The 20,351-nt window shown below is 69.9% G+C and carries 19 protein-coding genes and 1 rRNA gene; 3 read left to right on the forward strand and 17 right to left on the reverse strand.

From position 1 onward, the window contains the following. Positions 1-47: 47 nt before the first annotated feature. The 8 genes from CU044_RS36985 to CU044_RS37020 form a co-directional block, all read right to left on the reverse strand. The gene (locus CU044_RS36985) at positions 48-1,229 is read right to left on the reverse strand and encodes a hypothetical protein (RefSeq protein WP_129773310.1); all 1,182 of its coding nucleotides are present in this window, start codon (positions 1,227-1,229) and stop codon (positions 48-50) included. Between the two features lie 111 nt (positions 1,230-1,340). Further along, the gene (locus CU044_RS36990; RefSeq protein ID WP_240046064.1) at positions 1,341-2,285 is read right to left on the reverse strand and encodes an STM4015 family protein; all 945 of its coding nucleotides are present in this window, start codon (positions 2,283-2,285) and stop codon (positions 1,341-1,343) included. A gap of 91 nt (positions 2,286-2,376) precedes the next feature. Beyond that, entirely contained in the window at positions 2,377-3,366 is a 990-nt protein-coding gene (gene hemB / locus CU044_RS36995; RefSeq protein ID WP_129773314.1) for a porphobilinogen synthase, read from the reverse strand. Positions 3,367-3,720: 354 nt separating this feature from the next. After that, the gene (locus CU044_RS37000; protein ID WP_129773316.1) at positions 3,721-5,379 is read right to left on the reverse strand and encodes a bifunctional uroporphyrinogen-III C-methyltransferase/uroporphyrinogen-III synthase; all 1,659 of its coding nucleotides are present in this window, start codon (positions 5,377-5,379) and stop codon (positions 3,721-3,723) included. After that, a complete protein-coding gene (hemC, locus tag CU044_RS37005; RefSeq protein WP_129773318.1) occupies positions 5,376-6,353 on the reverse strand; it encodes a hydroxymethylbilane synthase in 978 nt (325 codons plus the stop codon). Before hemC ends, CU044_RS37000 begins: the two co-directional genes overlap by 4 nt. Continuing rightward, positions 6,350-7,705: a glutamyl-tRNA reductase gene (locus tag CU044_RS37010; protein ID WP_129773320.1), complete on the reverse strand. Its 1,356-nt coding sequence runs from the start codon at positions 7,703-7,705 to the stop codon at positions 6,350-6,352. The genes hemC and CU044_RS37010 overlap by 4 nt, the downstream gene beginning before the upstream one ends. Next, on the reverse strand, positions 7,702-8,535 hold the full coding sequence (locus CU044_RS37015) for a redox-sensing transcriptional repressor Rex (RefSeq protein ID WP_129773322.1): 834 nt from the start codon (positions 8,533-8,535) through the stop codon (positions 7,702-7,704). The genes CU044_RS37010 and CU044_RS37015 overlap by 4 nt, the downstream gene beginning before the upstream one ends. A gap of 367 nt (positions 8,536-8,902) precedes the next feature. Continuing rightward, positions 8,903-9,181 carry a glutaredoxin family protein gene (locus CU044_RS37020; protein WP_129773324.1) on the reverse strand — a complete coding sequence of 93 codons (279 nt, stop codon included), beginning with the start codon at positions 9,179-9,181 and terminating at the stop codon, positions 8,903-8,905. A gap of 159 nt (positions 9,182-9,340) precedes the next feature. On the opposite strand from CU044_RS37020, the gene CU044_RS37025 reads away from it, so the two are divergent. The 3 genes from CU044_RS37025 (at position 9,341) to CU044_RS37035 (ending at position 12,962) form a co-directional block, all read left to right on the forward strand. Further along, entirely contained in the window at positions 9,341-10,282 is a 942-nt protein-coding gene (locus tag CU044_RS37025; RefSeq protein WP_129773326.1) for an HAD-IB family hydrolase, read from the forward strand. A 376-nt stretch (positions 10,283-10,658) separates the two neighbouring features. Further along, positions 10,659-11,453, forward strand: coding sequence for an ECF subfamily RNA polymerase sigma factor, BldN family (locus tag CU044_RS37030; RefSeq protein ID WP_129773328.1), 795 nt, complete (start codon positions 10,659-10,661; stop codon positions 11,451-11,453). A gap of 288 nt (positions 11,454-11,741) precedes the next feature. Continuing rightward, complete coding sequence (locus CU044_RS37035; RefSeq protein WP_129773330.1) at positions 11,742-12,962, forward strand: DUF5667 domain-containing protein; 1,221 nt, start codon at positions 11,742-11,744, stop codon at positions 12,960-12,962. Between the two features lie 87 nt (positions 12,963-13,049). Here CU044_RS37035 and CU044_RS37040 read toward each other — a convergent pair whose 3' ends face one another. The 9 genes from CU044_RS37040 to rrf all read right to left on the reverse strand — a co-directional run bounded on the left by CU044_RS37040 (position 13,050) and on the right by rrf (position 20,233). Then, positions 13,050-14,159 carry a lysophospholipid acyltransferase family protein gene (locus CU044_RS37040; RefSeq protein WP_129773332.1) on the reverse strand — a complete coding sequence of 370 codons (1,110 nt, stop codon included), beginning with the start codon at positions 14,157-14,159 and terminating at the stop codon, positions 13,050-13,052. A 1-nt stretch (position 14,160) separates the two neighbouring features. Further along, positions 14,161-15,198 carry an NAD-dependent epimerase/dehydratase family protein gene (locus tag CU044_RS37045; RefSeq protein ID WP_129773334.1) on the reverse strand — a complete coding sequence of 346 codons (1,038 nt, stop codon included), beginning with the start codon at positions 15,196-15,198 and terminating at the stop codon, positions 14,161-14,163. A 161-nt stretch (positions 15,199-15,359) separates the two neighbouring features. Further along, positions 15,360-15,458 (reverse strand): AURKAIP1/COX24 domain-containing protein, encoded by a 99-nt coding sequence (locus tag CU044_RS37050; protein WP_003948845.1) that lies wholly within the window; start codon positions 15,456-15,458, stop codon positions 15,360-15,362. A 187-nt stretch (positions 15,459-15,645) separates the two neighbouring features. Then, positions 15,646-15,858: a helix-turn-helix domain-containing protein gene (locus CU044_RS37055; RefSeq protein WP_014046653.1), complete on the reverse strand. Its 213-nt coding sequence runs from the start codon at positions 15,856-15,858 to the stop codon at positions 15,646-15,648. Between the two features lie 128 nt (positions 15,859-15,986). Continuing rightward, on the reverse strand, positions 15,987-16,802 hold the full coding sequence (locus CU044_RS37060) for a phosphatase (protein ID WP_129773336.1): 816 nt from the start codon (positions 16,800-16,802) through the stop codon (positions 15,987-15,989). 101 nt (positions 16,803-16,903) lie between these two features. Beyond that, on the reverse strand, positions 16,904-18,076 hold the full coding sequence (locus CU044_RS37065) for an acetoin utilization protein AcuC (protein ID WP_129773338.1): 1,173 nt from the start codon (positions 18,074-18,076) through the stop codon (positions 16,904-16,906). Beyond that, positions 18,045-19,295 (reverse strand): MFS transporter, encoded by a 1,251-nt coding sequence (locus CU044_RS37070; RefSeq protein WP_129773340.1) that lies wholly within the window; start codon positions 19,293-19,295, stop codon positions 18,045-18,047. The genes CU044_RS37065 and CU044_RS37070 overlap by 32 nt, the downstream gene beginning before the upstream one ends. Before the next feature lie 102 nt (positions 19,296-19,397). Continuing rightward, positions 19,398-20,042 carry an HAD family hydrolase gene (locus CU044_RS37075; protein ID WP_129773342.1) on the reverse strand — a complete coding sequence of 215 codons (645 nt, stop codon included), beginning with the start codon at positions 20,040-20,042 and terminating at the stop codon, positions 19,398-19,400. A 74-nt stretch (positions 20,043-20,116) separates the two neighbouring features. Continuing rightward, positions 20,117-20,233: ribosomal RNA gene (rrf, locus tag CU044_RS37080) — 5S ribosomal RNA — on the reverse strand. Positions 20,234-20,351: the final 118 nt, after the last annotated feature.

Consider the following 20,351-nt stretch of genomic DNA (forward strand, 5'->3'; position numbering starts at 1 on the left):
CCCGACCCGGTAGGGGCCCTGTCGGCGCGGTACGGAGCCCGCCCGCGTCAGGCCGCGACCGCGGCCGTGCTCCGTACCTCGGGGTACTCCACCTCGTCCGGCAGCCGGTAGCCGAGGCCGGTCAGCCGCGCCGCGACATCCGCCGGGCTTCTCCCCGTCAGACTCGCGCTGCGCAGGACGTGTTCGAGGTGGACGTTGTCGAGGAACGAGCGGTCGACCGTCTCCAGCAGCCGGATGTCCTCCGGATCCGCGACCGCGGGCACCTTCGCGTGGGCGTGCGGCCCGTGCCCCAGCGCGGCCAGCCGCTCGGTGACGTCCGCCGGGGTCCGTCCCGTCACGAGGGAGGCGCGCAGGATGTGCCGCAACTGCACCCCGACGGCACGGTTCACGGGCAACCAGGGCGCACGGCCGTCGAGTTCGTGGCTGAGGAGAACGAAGTCGTCCGCCTCCGGGGCGTCGGGCACCGGCGCGTCCACCCCGCAGCCCAGTTCCGCCAGCCGGGCGACGATGGCCGCCTGCGGGCTGCCCGTCTCCCGTGCGACATCGAGGATGTGCCCGCTGGGCACCGAGGAGTAGCGGGCCGCCCAGGCCCGGTGGCCGGTCCCGTACCTGAGGATCCGCTCGTCACCGGGCTCAGGGGCGTAGGGCAGCCGGATGCCGAGCCCGACCAGACGCTTGGCGGCCGTGTGCGGGCTGTACCCCAACTCCCCCGCCGCGCTGAGCACATGGTGTGCGGGCACCTCCGCGCCCCAGTCCAGCCACTCTCCGTTGCCCCCGCGCTCCCTACGGATCAGCACGATGTCACGGGTGTCCGGGGTTTCGGGCAGCGGATGGCCGGCCGGGACCGCGTAGCCGAAATCGGTCAGCCGCCGCGCGGCGTAGGCCGGGCTCCGGCCCGTCCGCCCCGCCGCGGCGAGTACGTGCCGCAGCGACACGGGCTTGCCGAGCCCGAGCCACGACAGGTTGTACGCCTCCTCCTTGATCAGCAGAGCGTCGACCGGGTCGACGGTGAGGGGCAGCGGGCCGTCGGGCAGCTCGATGTCGGCGAACCCGAGCGCGGTCAGCCTCGACACGACGTCGGCGGGAGCGCACTCCAACGTGCCCGCCGCGTACAGGACATGTCCGTACGACACCTGCCGGTCGGGCTTCACCCAGGCGGTCTCGCGCCCCATCGGGATACGGGTGAGCCGGAGGTACTCCGGGTCCTGGGATTCAGGGCTGCTCGACATCGTGGACCTTTCGGAAACGGAAACGGGAACGGGAACCCGAGCGGGAAGGGCGCCGGTGCGTGGGGCTTCGAGTACAGGCCCCCGTACGGCGGGAATCAGGCGTGAGGACGGTCATTCGGCCACCGCGATATAACGGCCGCCGCCCCCGGACTCCTCGTCGTCGTCCCAGTCGTCGAACTCCCGGTCGTTCCTCCCGTACAGGTTCACCCGGACCCCCGCGGGCTCAAGCGCCGTCCATATCCGCAGCATCATGGCCTCGCTGAGGAAGTGGTGCGAGAGATCGAGTTCCTTGAGATGGGTGAGCGGCTGCCCGTGGAGCAGCGCCTCCGCGCCCTCGTCGGAGAGCGTGCCCATGGACAGGCTCAGCGAGGTGAGCCGCGGCACGACCGGCGCGGAGGCGATCGCGGCGGCCAGCTCGTCCTGGATGGGGCTGTTCTGGAGGCCCAGGTGACGCAGCGCGGGCTTGCGTTCACCCGCGAGGAGCGGGGCGAGCTGCTCGACCGTGGTGCCGCCCCCGTAGTCCTCGTCGCCGAGCCACAGCTCGATCCGCTCCAGCGAGGGCAGGTCGGCGGCGGCGATGTGCTCCGCCGCCTCCGGAGGCAGCCCGCCGGACTCGATACGCAGCGACCGCAGCCCCGCGTGCCCCGTCACGGGGAAGTCCAGCCCGTCCCCGCCGCGGACGGCCAGCTCCCGCAGCCCGGGGAACGCCGCCAGGAGCGGTGCGAGATCCGGCTGCCCGATCGAGGAGATCATCTCCTCGTCGTCCTCAAGGTCGTTGAGGAAGAGCGCTTCGAGCCCGACCAGCCGGGAACTCAGATCGATGAGCGCCTGGTCGGGCATGTAGTGCGCGCCATGGCCGAGGACCAGCGCCCGTACCTTCTCCAGCTCCACCGTGCTGGTGAAGCGGTCCCAGTAGTCCTCGTAGTCCTCGTCGGACGAGTACGGCCCGGTGTGGAGACGCCAGGCGACGGAGCCGGCGTCCGGCAGCTCCGTGGCCGGTGTGTACGGCGGGACGGTCAGTACGGGCAGGCCATGGAAATGCTCGACGTGTCGCACGTAGGACAAGGGGGGCTCCCGAAGTTCATGGGTCCGAAGCCGTGTTCGGGTCCGGCTTCGGTGCGCCTTGTTCTACCAGCAGCCTCCGACATCAGAGTTTCCGTGCCACCTCCGTGGCCCAGTACGTGAGGATCATGTTCGCGCCCGCGCGCTTGATTCCGGTCAGGGCCTCCAGGATCGCCGCGTCGCGGTCGATCCAGCCCTTCTCCGCCGCCGCCTCGACCATCGAGTACTCGCCGGAGATCTGGTACGCCGCGACCGGCACGTCCGTCTCCGCCGCGACGCGCGCCAGGATGTCCAGATACGGCAGCGCCGGCTTCACCATCACCATGTCGGCGCCCTCCTGGAGGTCGAGCGCCAGCTCGCGCAGGGAGTCCCGGACGTTCGCCGGGTCCTGCTGGTAGGTCTTGCGGTCGCCCTTCAGCGAGGAGCCGACGGCCTCACGGAACGGGCCGAAATACGCCGACGAGTACTTCACGGTGTACGCGAGGATCGACACGTCCTCCCTGCCGATCGTGTCGAGCGCGTCGCGCACGACCCCGATCTGGCCGTCCATCATGCCGCTGGGGCCCACCACATGGGCACCCGCGTCGGCCTGGACCTGGGCCATCTCGGCGTACCGTTCCAGGGTCGCGTCGTTGTCGACCCGTCCCTGGTCGTCCAGTACCCCGCAGTGGCCGTGGTCGGTGAACTCGTCCAGGCACAGGTCGGACATGACCACCAGGTCGTCCCCGACCTCTTCGCGCACCGCGCGGATAGCGGCCTGGAGGATGCCGTCCGGGTCCGTGCCCGCCGTACCCGCCGCGTCCTTCTTCTCCTCCTCGGGGACGCCGAAGAGCATGATCCCGGAGACACCGGCCGAGGCCGCCTCCACCGCCGTCTTGCGCAGCGTGTCCAGCGTGTGCTGGACGACGCCGGGCATCGCGGAGATGGGGACGGGCCGGCTGATGCCCTCGCGTACGAACGCGGGAAGGATGAAATCCGCCGGGTGCAGCCGGGTCTCGGCCACCATCCGTCGCATCACCGGGTTCACCCGCAGCCGCCGGGGCCGCGAGCCGGGGAAGGATCCGTGCACAGTCATCGTCAGTCGCCTCTTGGGTCTGCTGCTTCGTCGGGGCCCGGCCGGCCGTCGGACCACCTTCGACCATAAACCCGGCATCCCCGCCCCTTTACCGACACGGCGACCGGGAAACCGCCCCGCCTCCCGGCCGGAACAGCCCCGTCGGCGGACCGGACCAGCCCGGGAGCCGGGACCGGGAAGCAGCCCCGGTTACCGAGGGCCCCGGAAACCGAGGGCGCCGGAGAGACCGGAGAGACAGGCCCGGCGATGTACGCCCGGGAACGACCGCGGGGCCCGGCCGCCTCGGCGACCCGGCCCCACACTCCTCCGGTCCGTACGCCCCTCAGGTCGTACGGCGCTCAGGTCGTACGCCCCTCAGGTCGTACGGCGCCTGCGGCTGCCCGGCCGGCGCTCGCTCGGCCGCGTGACCGTTTCGCCCGCCTCCTTCGCCGCCTCGCGGCGCTGCGTGCCGAACGCGGCGAGCGCCTCGGCCAGCTTGTGCACCGACGGCTCGGGCGAGAGGACGTCGACGCGCAGCCCGTGCTCCTCGGCGGTCTTCGCCGTCGCCGGGCCGATGCACGCGATCACCGTCACGTTGTGCGGCTTGCCCGCGATACCGACCAGGTTCCGCACGGTCGAGGACGAGGTGAAGAGCACGGCGTCGAAGCCGCCGCCCTTGATCGCCTCACGGGTCTCGGCCGGCGGCGGCGACGCGCGCACCGTGCGGTACGCGGTGACGTCGTCCACCTCCCAGCCCAGCTCGATCAGCCCCGCCACCAGCGTCTCGGTGGCGATGTCCGCGCGCGGCAGGAACACCCGGTCGATCGGGTCGAAGACCGGGTCGTACGGCGGCCAGTCCTCCAGCAGCCCGGCCGCCGACTGCTCGCCGGACGGCACCAGGTCGGGCTTCACCCCGAAGTCCACGAGCGACGCGGCGGTCTGCTCGCCCACCGCGGCGACCTTGATCCCGGCGAAGGCACGGGCGTCGAGCCCGTACTCCTCGAACTTCTCCCGTACCGCCTTCACCGCGTTGACGGAGGTGAACGCGATCCACTCGTAGCGGCCGGTGACCAGGCCCTTGACCGCGCGCTCCATCTGCTGGGGCGTGCGGGGCGGCTCGACCGCGATGGTCGGGACCTCGTGCGGGACCGCGCCGTACGACCTGAGCTGGTCGGAGAGCGACGCCGCCTGCTCCTTCGTACGCGGAACGAGCACCTTCCAGCCGAACAGGGGCTTGGACTCGAACCACGCGAGCTGGTCGCGCTGCGCGGCGGCACTGCGCTCACCGACCACGGCTATGACCGGCTGGTGTCCCTCCGGGGAGGGCAGGACCTTCGCGTGCTTCAGGACCTGCGCGATGGTGCCGAGCGTGGCGTTCCAGGTGCGCTGACGGGTCGTCGTACCGGCGACGGTGACCGTCATCGGGGTGTCCGGCTTGCGGCCGGCCGCGACCAGCTCACCGGCGGCGCCCGCGACCGTCTCCAGGGTGGTGGAGACGACGACCGTGCCGTCGCTCGCGCCGACCTCGGTCCAGCACCGCTCGCTGGCGGTCCTGGCGTCCACGAGCCGTACGTCCGTGCCCTGGGCGTCGCGCAGCGGTACCCCGGCGTACGCCGGCACACCGACCGCGGCGGCGATGCCCGGGACGACTTCGAAGGGAATGCCCGCGGTGGCACAGGCGAGCATCTCCGTGCCCGCGTCGCCGTCCAGCCCCGGGTCACCGGAGACCGCACGCACGACCCGCTTGCCGCCCCGCGCGGCCTCCATGACAAGATTGGCCGCATCCCGGATCGCGGGGATCCCGGCGGCTGCTGACACATCGTCAACAACCGTCAGCGCAGGGGTGTGCACACCCGCCCTGGCGTGGCCGCGTACGACTTCGAGCACATCAGGCTCGGCAATCAGTACATCCGCCCCCGCGAGCGCCTCGACGGCGCGGAGTGTCAGCAGACCCGGATCTCCGGGTCCGGCACCGAGGAAGGTGACGTGCCCCGATGCGGAGCAGGCTGGAAGGTCAGAGGTGGTGGGGCTCAAAGTGCTCGCTCCCCCATAAGACCGGCCGCACCCTTGGCGAGCATCTCGGACGCGAGTTCGCGACCGAGCGCGATGGCGTCGCCGTGCGACGTGGGTACGGGACCGGTGGTGGACAGCTGCACCAGCGTCGAGCCGTCGGTCGTGCCGACGACGCCGCGCAGGCGCATTTCGTTGACAACCTGTCCGTCGGCCAGCAGGTCGGCCAACGCACCCACGGGTGCGCTGCAGCCGGCCTCCAGGGCGGCGAGCAGGGAACGCTCGGCGGTCACGGCGGCCCGGGTGTACGGGTCGTCGAGCTCGGCGAGCACTGCGGCGAGGTCCACGTTGACCGCGGCGCACTCGACAGCAAGGGCCCCCTGGCCGGGGGCGGGCAGGACCGTGTCGACCGACAGGAACTCGGTCACCTCTCCGATCCGGCCGATGCGGTGAAGCCCGGCGGCGGCGAGCACGACCGCGTCGAGCTCCCCTCCGCTGACATAGCCGATCCGCGTGTCGATGTTCCCGCGGATCGGTACGGTTTCGATGGTGCGGCCGTGGTTGCGCGCGTACGCGTTGAGCTGCGCCATCCGGCGCGGCGACCCCGTACCGACCCGGGCGCCCGGAGGCAGGTCCCCGAAGGCCAGCCCGTCGCGCGCGATCAGCACGTCCCGGGGGTCCTCGCGGCGCGGCACGGCCGCCAGCGTCAGATCGTCGGGCTGGGTCGTCGGCAGATCCTTGAGGGAGTGCACGGCGAAGTCGACCTCGCCCGCCAGCAGCGCGTCGCGCAGCGCGGTGACGAAGACGCCCGTGCCGCCGATCTGCGCGAGATGCTCGCGGGAGGTGTCACCGTACGTGGTGATCTCGACCAGCTCCACCGGCCGGCCGCTCAGCTCACGCACGGCGTCCGCCACCTGGCCGGACTGTGCCATGGCGAGCTTGCTGCGCCTGGTTCCGAGCCGCAGCGGCTTCTCGGGCCTCAGTACCTTCTCGGTCATACTCGCCCTCTGCCTACACCGTCGGTGTCATTCAGGTCGGCCCGGCTGACGGCGGCGACCGTCTGCGGGTCGAGGTCGAAGAGTTCACGCAGCGCGTCCGCGTACCCGGCGCCGCCGGGCTCGCCTGCCAGCTGCTTGACCCGCACGGTGGGCGCGTGCAGGAGTTTGTCGACGACGCGGCGCACGGTCCTGGTGATCTCGGCGCGCTGCTTGTCGTCAAGACCGGGGAGCCTGCCTTCGAGGCGCGCGACCTCGCTGCTCACCACGTCGGCGGCCATGGCGCGCAGCGCGACCACGGTCGGCGTGATGTGAGCGGCGCGCTGGGCGGCGCCGAAGGCCGCCACCTCGTCGGAGACGATGGTGCGTACCTGATCGACGTCGGCGGCCATGGGGGCGTCGGCGGATGCCTCGGCCAGCGACTCGATGTCCACGAACCGGACCCCGCCGAGGCGGTGTACGGCGGCGTCGATGTCCCGGGGCATGGCCAGGTCGAGCAGGTCCAGCCGGCCCGTACGGCCGTGCAGCGCCGCCTCGACGGCCCCGGCGGTCAGCACCAGACCCGTCGCGCCCGTGCAGGACACCACCACATCGGCGTGGGGCAGCTCGTCCGCGAGGGCGCTCATGTCCACCGCGCGGGCGAGGACGCCCGTCGAGCCGGGCTCGGTCAGGATCTGTACGAGCCGGTCGGCGCGCGCGGCCGTGCGGTTGGCGATGACTATCTCGTCGATGCCGACGCGCGCGAGCGTCGCGGCCGCCAGCGAGGACATCGAGCCCGCGCCGATCACCAGCGCGCGCTTCTTCTTGGCCCAGGCGTCCACGGCGGCTCCGGCGGCGAGCTGCTCCAGGCCGAAGGTGACCAGGGACTGCCCGGCCCGGTCGATCCCGGTCTCGCTGTGGGCGCGCTTGCCGACCCGCAGGGCCTGCTGGAAGAGGTCGTTGAGCAGCCGGCCCGCGGTGTGCAGCTCCTGCCCGAGCGCCAGCGCGTCCTTGATCTGCCCGAGGATCTGGCCCTCGCCGACGACCATCGAGTCGAGCCCGCAGGCCACCGAGAAGAGATGGTGGACGGCCCGGTCCTCGTAGTGCACATAGAGATGGGGAGTGAGCTCCTCCAGGCCGACGCCGCTGTGCCGGGCGAGGAGCGTGGACAGCTCGGCGACCCCGGCGTGGAACTTGTCGACGTCGGCGTACAGCTCGATGCGGTTGCAGGTGGCGAGGACCGCGGCCTCGGTCGCGGGCTCGGCGGCGAGCGAGTCCTGCAACAGCTCGATCTGTGTGGCGGTGGTGAGGGACGCCCGCTCCAGCACACTCACGGGTGCGCTGCGGTGGCTCACTCCGACGACCAGGAGGCTCATGCCGGCATCACCGCGGGAACGTCCCCGTCGGGTCCCTTCCGGCTCGCGGCGGCGCTGTCCGCCTCCGGGGCGTCCACGTCCGCGTCCGCGGCGTCCGCCTCCACCGCGTCCGCCACATGCACCGCGCTCCCGCGCTCGGCGGCGAGCGCCGCTTCCGCGGCGGCCCCCTCACCGGCCTTGCGCTGCTCGTGGAAGGCGAGGATCTGGAGCTCGATGGAGAGGTCGACCTTGCGCACGTCCACACCGTCCGGCACGGAGAGCACGGTCGGCGCGAAGTTGAGGATCGAGGTCACACCGGCGGCGACCAGCCGCTCACAGACCTGCTGGGCGGCGCCCGCGGGGGTCGCGATGACCCCGATCGAGACGCCGTTGTCGGTGATGATCTTCTCCAGCTCGTCCGCGTGCTGGACCGGCATCCCGGCGACCGGCTTGCCCGCCATCGCGGGGTCGGCGTCTATCAGCGCGGCGACCCGGAACCCACGGGAGGCGAACCCGCCGTAGTTGGCGAGCGCGGCGCCGAGGTTACCGATACCGACGATGACGACCGGCCAGTCCTGCGTCAGCCCCAGCTCGCGGGAGATCTGGTAGACGAGATACTCGACGTCGTAGCCCACACCCCTGGTCCCGTAGGAGCCGAGGTAGGAGAAGTCCTTCCGCAGCTTGGCGGAGTTGACCCCGGCCGCGGTCGCGAGCTCTTCGGAGGAGACCGTGGGTACCGAACGCTCGGACAGAGCGGTCAGCGCCCGCAGATACAGCGGAAGCCTGGCGACGGTGGCCTCGGGGATTCCTCGGCTACGAGTCGCCGGTCGGTGAGTTCGGCCAGTTGCCACGGTGCTCCTGCGGGATGAGCGAGGCTGCAGGCGGTCGTATGTCCCTGGACCGCCCCGTCGAATGCAGGTTATGTCTTTGTGAACGCGTGCACAAAGATTGTGTCCGCTTTGTCCGAGCAAAGTGACCGGGGTCACGCGCGTCGATCCCACGAGAGTGGAACCGCGCACCGCGTCGACCCGTTGCACACACGAAGGGGGCAAAACCGCACACACTCCTCACGAATTACGCCCCCGAGACCGCTCCCCTTAACCCTCCCGGGACCGATCCCCGGACGCCCGGCAACACCTCGGGGCCACCCTCGCGGCCCGGAGCATGATCACCAGAGAAAACCCAGCAAAGCGCCCACGATGGTAACCGTCTTTCCCTTCAGCCCCCCAGTTCACGACGGAGCCGATCGGCGTCGACCCGCCAGAACGTGTGCCGCTCCCCGTCCACCAGGACCACCGGAATCTGCTCCCAGTACGCGCGATGCAGCGCCTCGTCCTGCGTAATATCCTTTTCCTCCCATGATGCTCCGGTCTCCGCGCACACCGTTTCGATCACGGAGCGGGCATCGTCACAGAGATGACATCCGGGTTTCGAGACGAGCGTCACCATCCGCTCGCCCGCCTTCTTCTTCGTCGTACGTCGCAGCAGAGGACTCATGCGGGCCATTCTCCGCCCGCGCCGCCGACGGGGGCGCGCGTCATCCACAGCCGGGGCCGGATCACATGATCGGCGGATTAACGCACCGGTCCCGGAGAGTTCACTCCACGGCACCCCCACACGTCGGGAAGTACCGAACAGACTGGCTATGCTCACGCTATGGCCGCACTGGGATGGCTCACCCCCCGTAAGCGCTCCGCCACCGCACGGAGCGTGCTCGCAGGCGAGGCCGCAGCCGAGGCAGGACTCAGGTCCACACAGGAGTCGCACGCGGCGTCGGAGGCCGAGGCCGCCAAGGCCGACGAGGTGCCCGACTTCCCCGTCTTCGGCGACAACCGCGCCGCCGCCTTCTTCGATCTCGACAACACCGTGATGCAGGGCGCCGCGATCTTCCATCTGGGCCGCGGCCTGTACAAGCGGAAGTTCTTCCAGCGCCGCGAGCTCGCCCGGTTCGCCTGGCAGCAGACCTGGTTCCGGCTGGCCGGGGTCGAGGACCCCGAGCACATGCAGGACGCCCGCGACAGCGCCCTGTCCATCGTCAAGGGCCACCGGGTCGCCGAGCTGATGTCCATCGGCGAAGAGGTCTACGACGAATACATGGCCGACCGGATCTGGCCCGGCACCCGCGCCCTCGCCCAGGCCCACCTGGACGCGGGCCAGCAGGTCTGGCTGGTGACGGCGGCGCCCGTCGAGACCGCGACGATCATCGCCAGGCGGCTCGGCCTGACCGGCGCCCTCGGCACGGTCGCCGAATCGATCGACGGCGTCTACACCGGCAAACTCGTCGGCGAACCGCTGCACGGCCCCGCGAAGGCCGAGGCCGTCCGCGCCCTCGCCGCCACCGAGGGCTTCGACCTGGACCGCTGCGCGGCGTACAGCGACTCGCACAACGACATCCCGATGCTCTCGCTCGTCGGACACCCGTACGCCATCAACCCGGACACCAAGCTCCGCAAGCACGCGCGCCGGCTGGACTGGCGGCTGCGCGACTACCGGACCGGCCGCAAAGCGGCCAAGGTCGGCATCCCGGCGGCGGCCGGAGTGGGCGCCCTCGCGGGCGGCACGGCGGCCGCGGTCGCCCTGCACCGCCGCCGCCGCTGACTCTGCGTCGCCGGCCCGGTCCGACCCGGCCGCAACGAGAGACACGCCCCGGAGACACGCCGCCGGGTGACAAATCGACACGTACGGCCCTGCGGAAGTCTCCGCGGGGCCGTACGTACATCCGTCACTCAGGCACAACCCATCACGAGAGCAGGCAGATCTTGACGCAATCCGATCAGTAAATGGTCACGATGTGCGACTAGATACGCCGCATAGGCGTCATGGAAGCGACGTAATCGATGATTTGAGCAACTGGGTGTAGCACTGCCTGTACGAAGCGTTATTCTCCTCAGACGCATACCGGACCCCACACGTCGCCACGACGAGTGAACGGTCCCGCACTGCACGTGATGGAAGCTCTGCCTCTGGGAGTCCCGTGTACCCACACGTCGGGGTTGACGCCTCGGGCCTGGCTACGCTGCGCGCAACGGTCCTCGACCACTTGCGCGGCTTCGTCCCCACCGCGTACGCCGTCCCCGCCTTCGCCGCACCGGCCCCTGCCGTGAGCGGCCCTATCGGTCCTTGTTATGCCCTGGCGAGCGGCGGTGCGGCGGTCGGCAGACGGGGGAGCCGAAGCAGCACCGCCGCCTCGACCACCGCCCGTCGGCCGACCGCCGACAGCGACAGCGCCCGCATGATGGAACTCGTCGAGCGCGCCCAGGCCGGTGAGGCCGAGGCCTTCGGCCGGCTGTACGACCAGTACAGCGACACCGTCTATCGCTATATCTACTACCGCGTGGGCGGAAAGGCGACCGCCGAGGATCTCACCAGCGAGACGTTCCTGCGCGCCCTGCGCCGGATCTCCACCTTCACCTGGCAAGGGCGCGATTTCGGCGCCTGGCTGGTCACGATCGCCCGGAACCTGGTCGCGGACCACTTCAAATCGAGCCGTTTCCGTCTCGAAGTGACCACGGGCGAAATGCTCGACGCCAACGAGGTGGAGCGCAGCCCGGAGGACTCCGTCCTGGAGTCGCTTTCGAACGCGGCGCTGCTCGAAGCCGTACGCAAACTCAACCCGCAGCAGCAGGAGTGCGTCACACTGCGCTTCCTGCAAGGCCTCTCGGTCGCCGAGACGGCCCGCGTCATGGGCAAGAACGAAGGAGCGATCAAAACTTTGCAGTACCGAGCCGTACGAACACTGGCCCGGCTCCTGCCCGAAGACGCCCGCTGACCGCCGCTGTCCCCCCACCCGCCCCCCACCTCTCGCCGGCCGCCGTTCACCCTCTGTCCGCCCCCCACCTCGGACCCAACTCACAGTCGGTGACGCCTCGATGACGGCCTGGTCCGATCATCCTTCGCGCGTAACCCATGTGCCGCGACGCTCGTTGTGCGGGATGCAGGCTCCCTGCGGTCACGCCATGCCCGCAGCCACTCACTCAATCGTGTGGATGTGCTCAAGGCGTGCAACCTTCCGGACCCCCAGGGGAGTCGATCGTCATGACGAGAGGAGGTGCCGCCAGTGATCGCGAACGTTTCGGCACACCGGCGGGCGAACGCCTTCGCCCAGGCCCTGGAAGACCAGACGGTCCAGGGCGCGGCGGCCGAACAGCCCGCCGAGTCGGCCGAACCGGCCGAACAGGGGCGGCTGTTGGCCCTGGCGAGTGGTCTCGGTGAACTGCCGAAACCGACGCTGGACCCCGAGGTCAAAGTGGTGCAACGAGCACAGCTCGTGGCAGCCATGGAGGCCATGCTGCTGGAGGACACAGCCGCCGGGGGGGCGACTCCGGGCCCTACGGTGCCGGAGCAGCGCAAATCCGGACGGGGTGCCCACCGGGCTTCCCGCCTCCGGAGATTGCGCCCCAGATCCCGCTGGTCCAAAGGCCTTGCGGCGGGCGGGCTCACAGTCGGTGTGGCGGCGGGCGCCTTCAGCGGTGTCGCCGCCGCCAGCTCCGACGCCCTGCCCGGTGACTCGCTGTACGGACTGAAACGAGGAATGGAGGACTTCAAGCTCAATCTGGCGGACGACGAGTCCGACCGCGGCGAGCTGTATCTGGACCACGCCTCGACCAGGCTCAGCGAGACCCGCCGACTGATGGAGCGGGGCCGCTCCGGCCGGCTCGACCACGAATCCATGGCCGAGATCCGGCGCACGCTGAGCGGGATGAAGCACGACGTCACCGAGGGCCACCGCCTGCTCCATCAGGCATACGAACGGGACGGCTCACTCGGCCCGATCGCCACCCTCTCGTCGTTCTCCTCCTCGCACCGCCAGGCCTGGAACGGGCTGCGCGAGCGGCTGCCCGTCCAGCTGACGGACGTCGGCAACGAAGTCAGTTCGGTCTTCGACGCCATAGACGAAGAGGTCGCTCCGCTTCAGTCGCTGCTGCCGCGCCCGCCGGAGAAGCACGCGGGAACCACCCGGCCCGGCTCCACACCCGACTCCCCGGGCTCCGGTCATCAGAGCCATCCCTCGCCCTCCGCACCGAGCGAGGGCGACGGAAGCGGCTCGCACACCAGCGACCAGCCCAACGTGTCGGGACAGGACTCGGACAGCGCGCCCGAGGAGGGCCTGCTCGGCGGCACGGGCGGCCTGCTCGACCCGCCACAGAGCAGCGTCACCCCGTCCCCTTCCGAGAACCAGGACAGCTCCGACCGTCCGGGACCGGATGTCACGATCCCGCCGCTGCTGCCGGATCTGCTGCCAGGACTCGGCTTCAAGGCCGAGGACACGGATCAGTAACCGTCAGCGGCAGTACAGGTGAGGGGCGGTGCTCCACCGGAGCACCGCCCCTCATACGTACGTCCCCTCCTAGGTCCTGTCCGGCCCTCAGAAGAACACCGACCGCCGCTGCACCAGCAATTTGTACAGCGAGTGCTGGATCTGCTCGCGCACCTGATCCGTCAGATTGAACATCAGCATCGGATCCTCCGCCGCCTCCGGCGGATAGCCGTCCGTCGGGATCGGCTCACCGAACCGGATCGTCCACTTCGTCGGCAGCGGCACCATGCCCAGCGGCCCCAGCCACGGGAACGTCGGCGTGATCGGGAAGTACGGCACGCCCAGCAGCCGCGCCAGCGTCCGCGAGTTGCCGATCATCGGATAGATCTCCTCGGCGCCCACGATCGAGCACGGCACGATCGGCACGCCCGCGCGCAGCGCCGTCGACACGAACCCGCCCCGGCCGAACCGCTGAAGCTTGTACCGGTCGCCGAACGGCTTGCCGAGCCCTTTGAAGCCCTCCGGCATCACCCCGACGACCTCACCGCGCTGGAGCAGTATCTCGGCGTCCTCCGCGCATGCCAGGGTGTGCCCGGCCTTCCGCGCCAGCTCGTTGACCACGGGCAGCATGAAGACCAGATCGGCCGCCAGCAGCCGCAGATGCCGGTCCGCCGGATGGTTGTCCCGGACGGCGACCTGCATCATCAGCCCGTCCAGCGGCAGCGTCCCCGAGTGATTGGCCACCACGAGCGCCCCGCCGTCCGACGGGATGTTCTCGATGCCCTTCACCTCGACCCGGAAGTAGTTCTCGTACAGCGGCCGGATCAACGACATCAGGACCTGGTCGGTGAGCTCCTGGTCGTACCCGAACTCGTCGATGTCGTACTCGCCGGTGACCCGTCGGCGCAGAAACGCCAGCCCGCCCGCGAGGCGCCGCTCCCAGCCGCTCGTGGGCTCCGGTTCCGGCTCCGGCTCCAGTTCCGCTTCCGCCTCCGGTTCCAGTTCCGGTACGGGCGCCAGCGGTCCCGGCTTGCGTACGGAGCCAGGTCCCGTCGCCGGCCCCGGCCCGGCGCCCGGCCCCGGTTCCGCCGCCGCTCCCGCTCCCGCTCCCTGCGAGCGCTTCGGGGCGCCGTCCTTGGCGTGCTGCCGCCGGCCGCCGGCGGACCCACGCCTCGACCTCGGTTCATCACCGAAGGGGATGACCTTGGCATCGGCCATGTCAGATGCGCTCCTTGCTGACGAGAGTGGAGAGCCGGTCGACGGTACGGGCCACCGCCTCCGGCGGCAGCAGCCCGGCACCCCGGCCGCGCGCGAAGTCCGCGAAGGCCTCCGCGGTCGTGTACCGGGGTACAAAGCCCAGTGTCTCGCGCAGCTGGTCCGTGCTGACCACCCGGCCATGGGTCAACAGCCTGATCTGTTCCGGCGCGAAGTCCGTCATCCCGACCGTGCGCAGCGCCGTACCGACCCAGGTCACGGCAGGCAGCGGAACGGGCACCGTGGGCCGCCCCAGCCGCCGTGAGCACTGCGAGAGCAGCAGCACACCCTCACCGGCGACATTGAAGGTCCCGCTGTTGAGCGTCCCGCGCCGCGGCTCGTCGGAGGCGATCAGCAGGACGTCGATCACATCGTCCTCGTGCACGAACTGGAGCCGCGGGTCATAGCCGAAGACCGTCGGCAGCACGGGCAGCGACAGATACTCGGCGAGCGGTGTATCCGCCGCGGGCCCCAGGATATTCGCGAAGCGCAGCACACAGACCGCCACATCCGGTCTGCGCCGCGCGAAGCCGCGTACGTATCCCTCGACCTCCACCGCGTCCTTGGCGAAGCCGCCGCTCGGCAGCGATTTGGGCGGCGTGGTCTCCGTGAAGATCGCCGGATCGCGGGGCGCGGAACCGTACACACTCGTACTGGACTTGACCACCAGCCGCTTCACCGTCGGCGATTTCTGGCAGGCGCCGAGCAGCTGCATCGTGCCGATGACGTTGGTCTCCTTGACGGCGGTACGCCCGCCGGAGCCCAGTGGAGTGCCCGTCACATCCAGATGGACGACGGTGTCGACTCCGTGTTCGGCCAGGATCCGCGCGATCACCGGCTGCCGGATATCCGCGCGGACGAATCGCGCCCCGCCCAACTCATGTGCGGGCGGGACCGCGTCCACGGCGATGACCCGGTCCACCTCGGAATCACGCTGAACGCGCCGTACGAAACGGCCTCCGAGCTGACGGGCCGCTCCTGTCACGAGCACGACCTTGCCCAAGATCAGCGCCTTCCCCTGAAAGTCTCCGTGGGCGCCACCGTATCGGGTCGGTATCGCGCCATGGTGACCGTAGGGCGCGCCACACCATTTCTTTGTCCGGCAAACACCGCGGCCCTCCCACCATGTCGGTGGAAGGGCCGCGAATGCACGAACAGCTGCCGCTACTTCTTGTTGCGACGCTGAACGCGGGTGCGCTTGAGCAGCTTGCGGTGCTTCTTCTTGGCCATCCGCTTACGCCGCTTCTTGATAACAGAGCCCACGACTACCCTCGCTCACTTCTCTTCACTCGGTGCGGGGCGTCTGGGCCCACACGACCTACGTCGGCCTAGCCTACCCGCCGCCGAGTGAGGGACGTAATCCGAGGGACACCCGAGGTGATTCTCCCGGCGCCACGCGCCCCGCCGCGACGTTCGCCGCGACGGGGAACGAGCCGTACCGGTCTCGGCATCACGCAGACTCGACCCCCACAAATGACTCGCGGAGGTACTCGTGAACCGCTTGCTCCGGAACCCGGAATGACCTGCCCACCCGGATCGCCGGCAGATGACCGCTGTGCACCAAGCGGTACACGGTCATCTTCGACACTCGCATCACTGAGGCGACTTCCGCCACGGTAAGGAACTTGACCTCGTTGAGAGGCCTCTCGCTGCCAGCAGCCATGACCCACCTGTACCTTCCGCACGCGACGGCCACCGGCTTCCCCTCCGGTAACTCTTCGTCGCTGTGCGCTCACTCACCAGACTAGGGGCGGGTGATGCGAGTGGGGAAGAGGAGCAGCCTTCGGCCGCCTACTGTGACAGACACGCTCGATTGAGTACATAGCGCGTAAGCGGCCAGTAGTAATCAGACCGCACGGCGTCATCGAGGGGAACGGCCACGGACACCCGTCCCTCCGCTTCCCCGACGAACAGCGCGGGGTCGTCCGTATCGGCGAGACCGATGGCCTCAATGCCCAGCTGACCTGCCCCGCAGACCCATCCGTGGTCTCCCACGACCAGCTCGGGCAGCGGGCCGCCGGACTCCGCCACATCCTCCAGGGCCACCCGGACCGGCAGGGGTGAATGGGTGTGCGCGCCGGTCTCACGCCCGGCGCATCGCACGCCGGACTCCCGCATCAGCGCGACTCCCCGTACGTAGTCAAGGTTGTACGTACGTACCCCGAACCGGGTCGTTATGTCGACACATCGCCCCTGCGCGGGAGTGAGAACGAGACATCCCGCCGCCGACAAAGCGTCTGCCAGCGCCGCGTAGAAACCGAGCAGCCGATGCGGATGCCCCGTCCCGAGCAGCACCGGAGCCCGCCGCTCCGCCACAGCGCCCAGCCGGCCGGCGAACGCGTCCAGCGCGCTCAGCGTCCGCTCGGGATCGATGACATCAGGACCCGACACATGATCGGAATCGGCGGAAACTCCACACTTGTCGGCCATGAGCTTGAGCAAGTCCTGCTCATTCCATGCCCATTCCGGATCGAGTCCGAGCGTCACGCGTGGATCGCGTATAGCGAAGAGACGGTAGCTGCGCAGACTCGCCTCGCGCGAGGTGGCCACGGGTCCGGCCAGCCTGGCCGCCAGCAGATGCGCCCGCAGCGCTCCGGTGCTCAACACCCGGCCGATCCTGCCGCTTACGGCACTCCCGCGGGCCGGAACCCCGGATTCACCGCACAGTTGGCGTAACAGCCGCCCGCCGGACCGCCACCCGACGGGCGCTACGCCAGCAGCCCCCGCAGCGGGAACACCGCCTTGCGCGTCGCCAGCACCGCCTGGTCCAGCCGGTCCGCCGGATCGTATCCGGCCTCCCACGGCTGCCAGGCCGGCGTCCGCCCGTCCGTCATCCGCCCGGGACCCAGCTGCCGCGTCCGCGCGTACACCTCGTCCCGCCAGGACTCCGGCACCTCCGACAGCGGATCGATCGGCGCGTGCGCGGCGATCCCCACCAGATGGGTCCAGGACCGGGGCACCACATCGACGACCGCGTAACCGCCGCCGCCCAGCGCGACCCACCGCCCGCCGTCCACGTACTCGTGCACCAGGTCATGGCAGGACGCCTGCACCGCACGCTGCGCGTCGAGGGACACCGCGAGATGCGCCAGCGGATCCTCGAAATGCGTGTCCGCGCCGTGCTGTGTCACCAGCACCTGCGGCCGGAAGTCCGCCAGCAGCTCGGGCACCACCGAGTGGAACGCCCGCAGCCAGCCCTCGTCCCCCGTCCCCGCGGGCAGCGCCACGTTCACCGCGCTGCCCTCGCCCGCGCCCCCGCCGGTCTCCTCCGCCCAGCCGGTCTGCGGGAAGAGCGTCCGCGGGTGCTCGTGCAGCGACACCGTCAGCACCCGGGGGTCCTCCCAGAACGCCGTCTGGACACCGTCCCCGTGATGGACATCCACATCGATGTACGCGACCCGCTCGGCGCCCAGCTCCAGGAGCCGCGCGATCGCCAGGGCCGCGTCGTTGTAGATACAGAACCCGGACGCCGCCCCGGGCATCGCGTGGTGCAGCCCGCCCGCGAAGTTCACGGCGTGCGCGGTCTCCCCGCGCCACACCGCCTCGGCCGCACCGACCGACTGCCCGGCGATCAACGCCGACGTCTCATGCATCCCCGCGAAGGCCGGATCGTCCGGCGTGCCGAGCCCGTACGAACCGTCGGCGGCGCGCGGATCCAGCGAGGCCCGCCGTACCGCGTCCACATACTCCTGCTGGTGGACGAGGCGCAGCGTCGAATCCCCGGCGGCCGGCGCGGCCACCACGTCCGCCGCCCGGTCCAGTCCGTACGCCCGCACCAACCCCATGGTCAGCACGAGCCGTACGGGATCCATCGGATGGCTGGGCCCGAAGTCGTATCCCGTTACTGCGTCATCCCACATCAACCGTGCGCGGCCGCTCATGCCCGCCACCGTATCGGTCCTGATCCGTCCCGAACGAGTGGGCGTACGCGAGCGTCACCAAAACCATCACCATCGGTACGAGCATCGCGCCCCGGTAGCTCCACAGGTCCCCAAGTGCTCCCACCAGCGGCGATCCGATCAGAAACCCCACGTAGTTGAAGATATTGAGCCGGGCCACGGCCGTGTCGCTGGAGGCGGGAAACAGTCGTCCGGCCGCCGCGAAAGTCTGCGGAACGATCACACACAGCCCGAGCCCGAGCATCGTGAACCCGAGGATCCCCATCCAGGCACCGGACGCCAGCGCCACCACCGCGAACCCGGCCCCCGCCAGCAGCGACCCGCACCGCACGACGGCCACGGGACCGAACCGCCGCACACCCAGATCCCCGACCGCCCGCCCCAGCAGCGTGGTGACCATATAGGCGTTGTACGGAACGGTCGCCAGCTCCTCCGAGCTGCCGAGGACGTCCTGGAGGTACTTGGCGCTCCAGTTCGACACGGTGGAGTCACCGATGTACGCGAAGGCCATGACGAGGCAGAGCGGCAGGAGCAGCTTGAACGCGACCGGCGGCCTGCCCGCGGCGCCCGCCGCCCCCTCCGTGCCCGCGTCCGTACGGTCGCCGCCAGGGGCGGAATCGGCGTCGGCGTCGGCATCGGCATCGGCATCGGCGTACCAACGGCTGCCGATCAGCGCGGCCGGCAACAGCAGGGCCACCACCGGGAGATACGACACCAGCAGCGACAGATCCCAGTGCGCGCCGGCCCAGGCCAGCGAGGCCCCGGCGATCCCGCCGAGGCTGTACGCGGCGTGGAAGCCGAGCATGATGCTCCGGTCGTACGCCCGTTGAAGACTCACCCCGAGCATGTTCATGGACGCGTCCAGGGCACCGACCGACAGCCCGAACGCCGCCAGCGCGATGCCCAGCTGCCACACCTCGTCACCGGCCCCGGCGCCGAGGAGCGCCAGCAGTACGACGGGCTGCGCCCAGCGCAACACCACCCCGGGCCGTACCCGCGCGACCAGCTTCTCGGTGACGACACTGCCGACGCCGGCGAGCACCGGCACGGCGGCGAGGAACACAGGGAGGAGCGCGTCGGATATCCCGTACCGGTCCTGAATGGCGGGGATACGCGTCACGAGCAGGGCGAAGGTCACCCCCTGGACGAAGAAGCTCAGCGCCAGGGAGAGCCGACCGTGCCGCAACCGCGCGTCTGTCATGGCCGGACAGCGTAGGACGCTCCTCTACCCATGGGTAGGCGGATCACACAATGGATCCCGCCCCACGCATCCCACGGCGGCGGATCAGGTCCAGGGAACGGATCAGGCGAGCAACCCCGGTAGTTCCGCCATCCTGCCGAAGTAACCAGTGGCACCCGGGAGCTGGTCGGCGGGTGTCATGGCCGTGAACGCGAACACGTCCATGCCCGCGGCCCTGGCGGCCCGGACCCCGAGGGGGCTGTCCTCCACGACGGCACAGCGGCCCGGTGCCACACCCATGCGCTCCGCGGCATGAAGGAAGAGATCGGGCGCCGGCTTGCCCCGTCCGACATCCTGCGCGCTGAAGATGACGCTGTCCTCGAACCACCGGCTCAGCCCGGTCTTCCGGTGCCCGACGCGGATCCGCTCATGGCTCCCGGAGGAGGCGACGCAGTAGGACACCCCGTCACCGGCCAGCTTCTCCAGAACCTCGGTCACTCCGTCGACGGGCTCCAACTCCCGCTCGAAGGCGGCGAAGACACGGGCGTGCAGGGTGTCGTCGAAGTCCGTGGGCAGAAGCTGACCGGTCCGCTCCTTCACCAGGTCATGGACGCGATGAACGGCGGCTCCCATGTAGTCCCGGAGGGAGTCCTCGTAGGAAGTGGGATGGCCCAGTTCGGTGAGATAGGCGGCCAGGATGGTGTTGGAGAGCGGCTCGCTGTCGACAAGGACACCGTCATTATCGAAAATGACCAGTTCATAGCGCATGCACTCAGCCTAATCCGGCCCCGGAACGCAGAAATGCCCCGCACCAAAGGTGCGGGGCATTCCCATCAAAAATTGTTCGGCGGCGTCCTACTCTCCCACAGGGTCCCCCCTGCAGTACCATCGGCGCTATGAGGCTTAGCTTCCGGGTTCGGAATGTAACCGGGCGTTTCCCTCACGCAATGACCACCGAAACACTATGAAGATATCGAACCGCTGGATAACAACACGGCCGTTCGTTACTTCAGAACTAACACAGTGGACGCGAGCAACTGAGGACAAGCCCTCGGCCTATTAGTACCGGTCAACTCC

This window comes from Streptomyces sp. L-9-10 (assembly GCF_004151105.1).
In the GTDB taxonomy this organism is placed as follows: Bacteria; Actinomycetota; Actinomycetes; order Streptomycetales; family Streptomycetaceae; genus Streptomyces.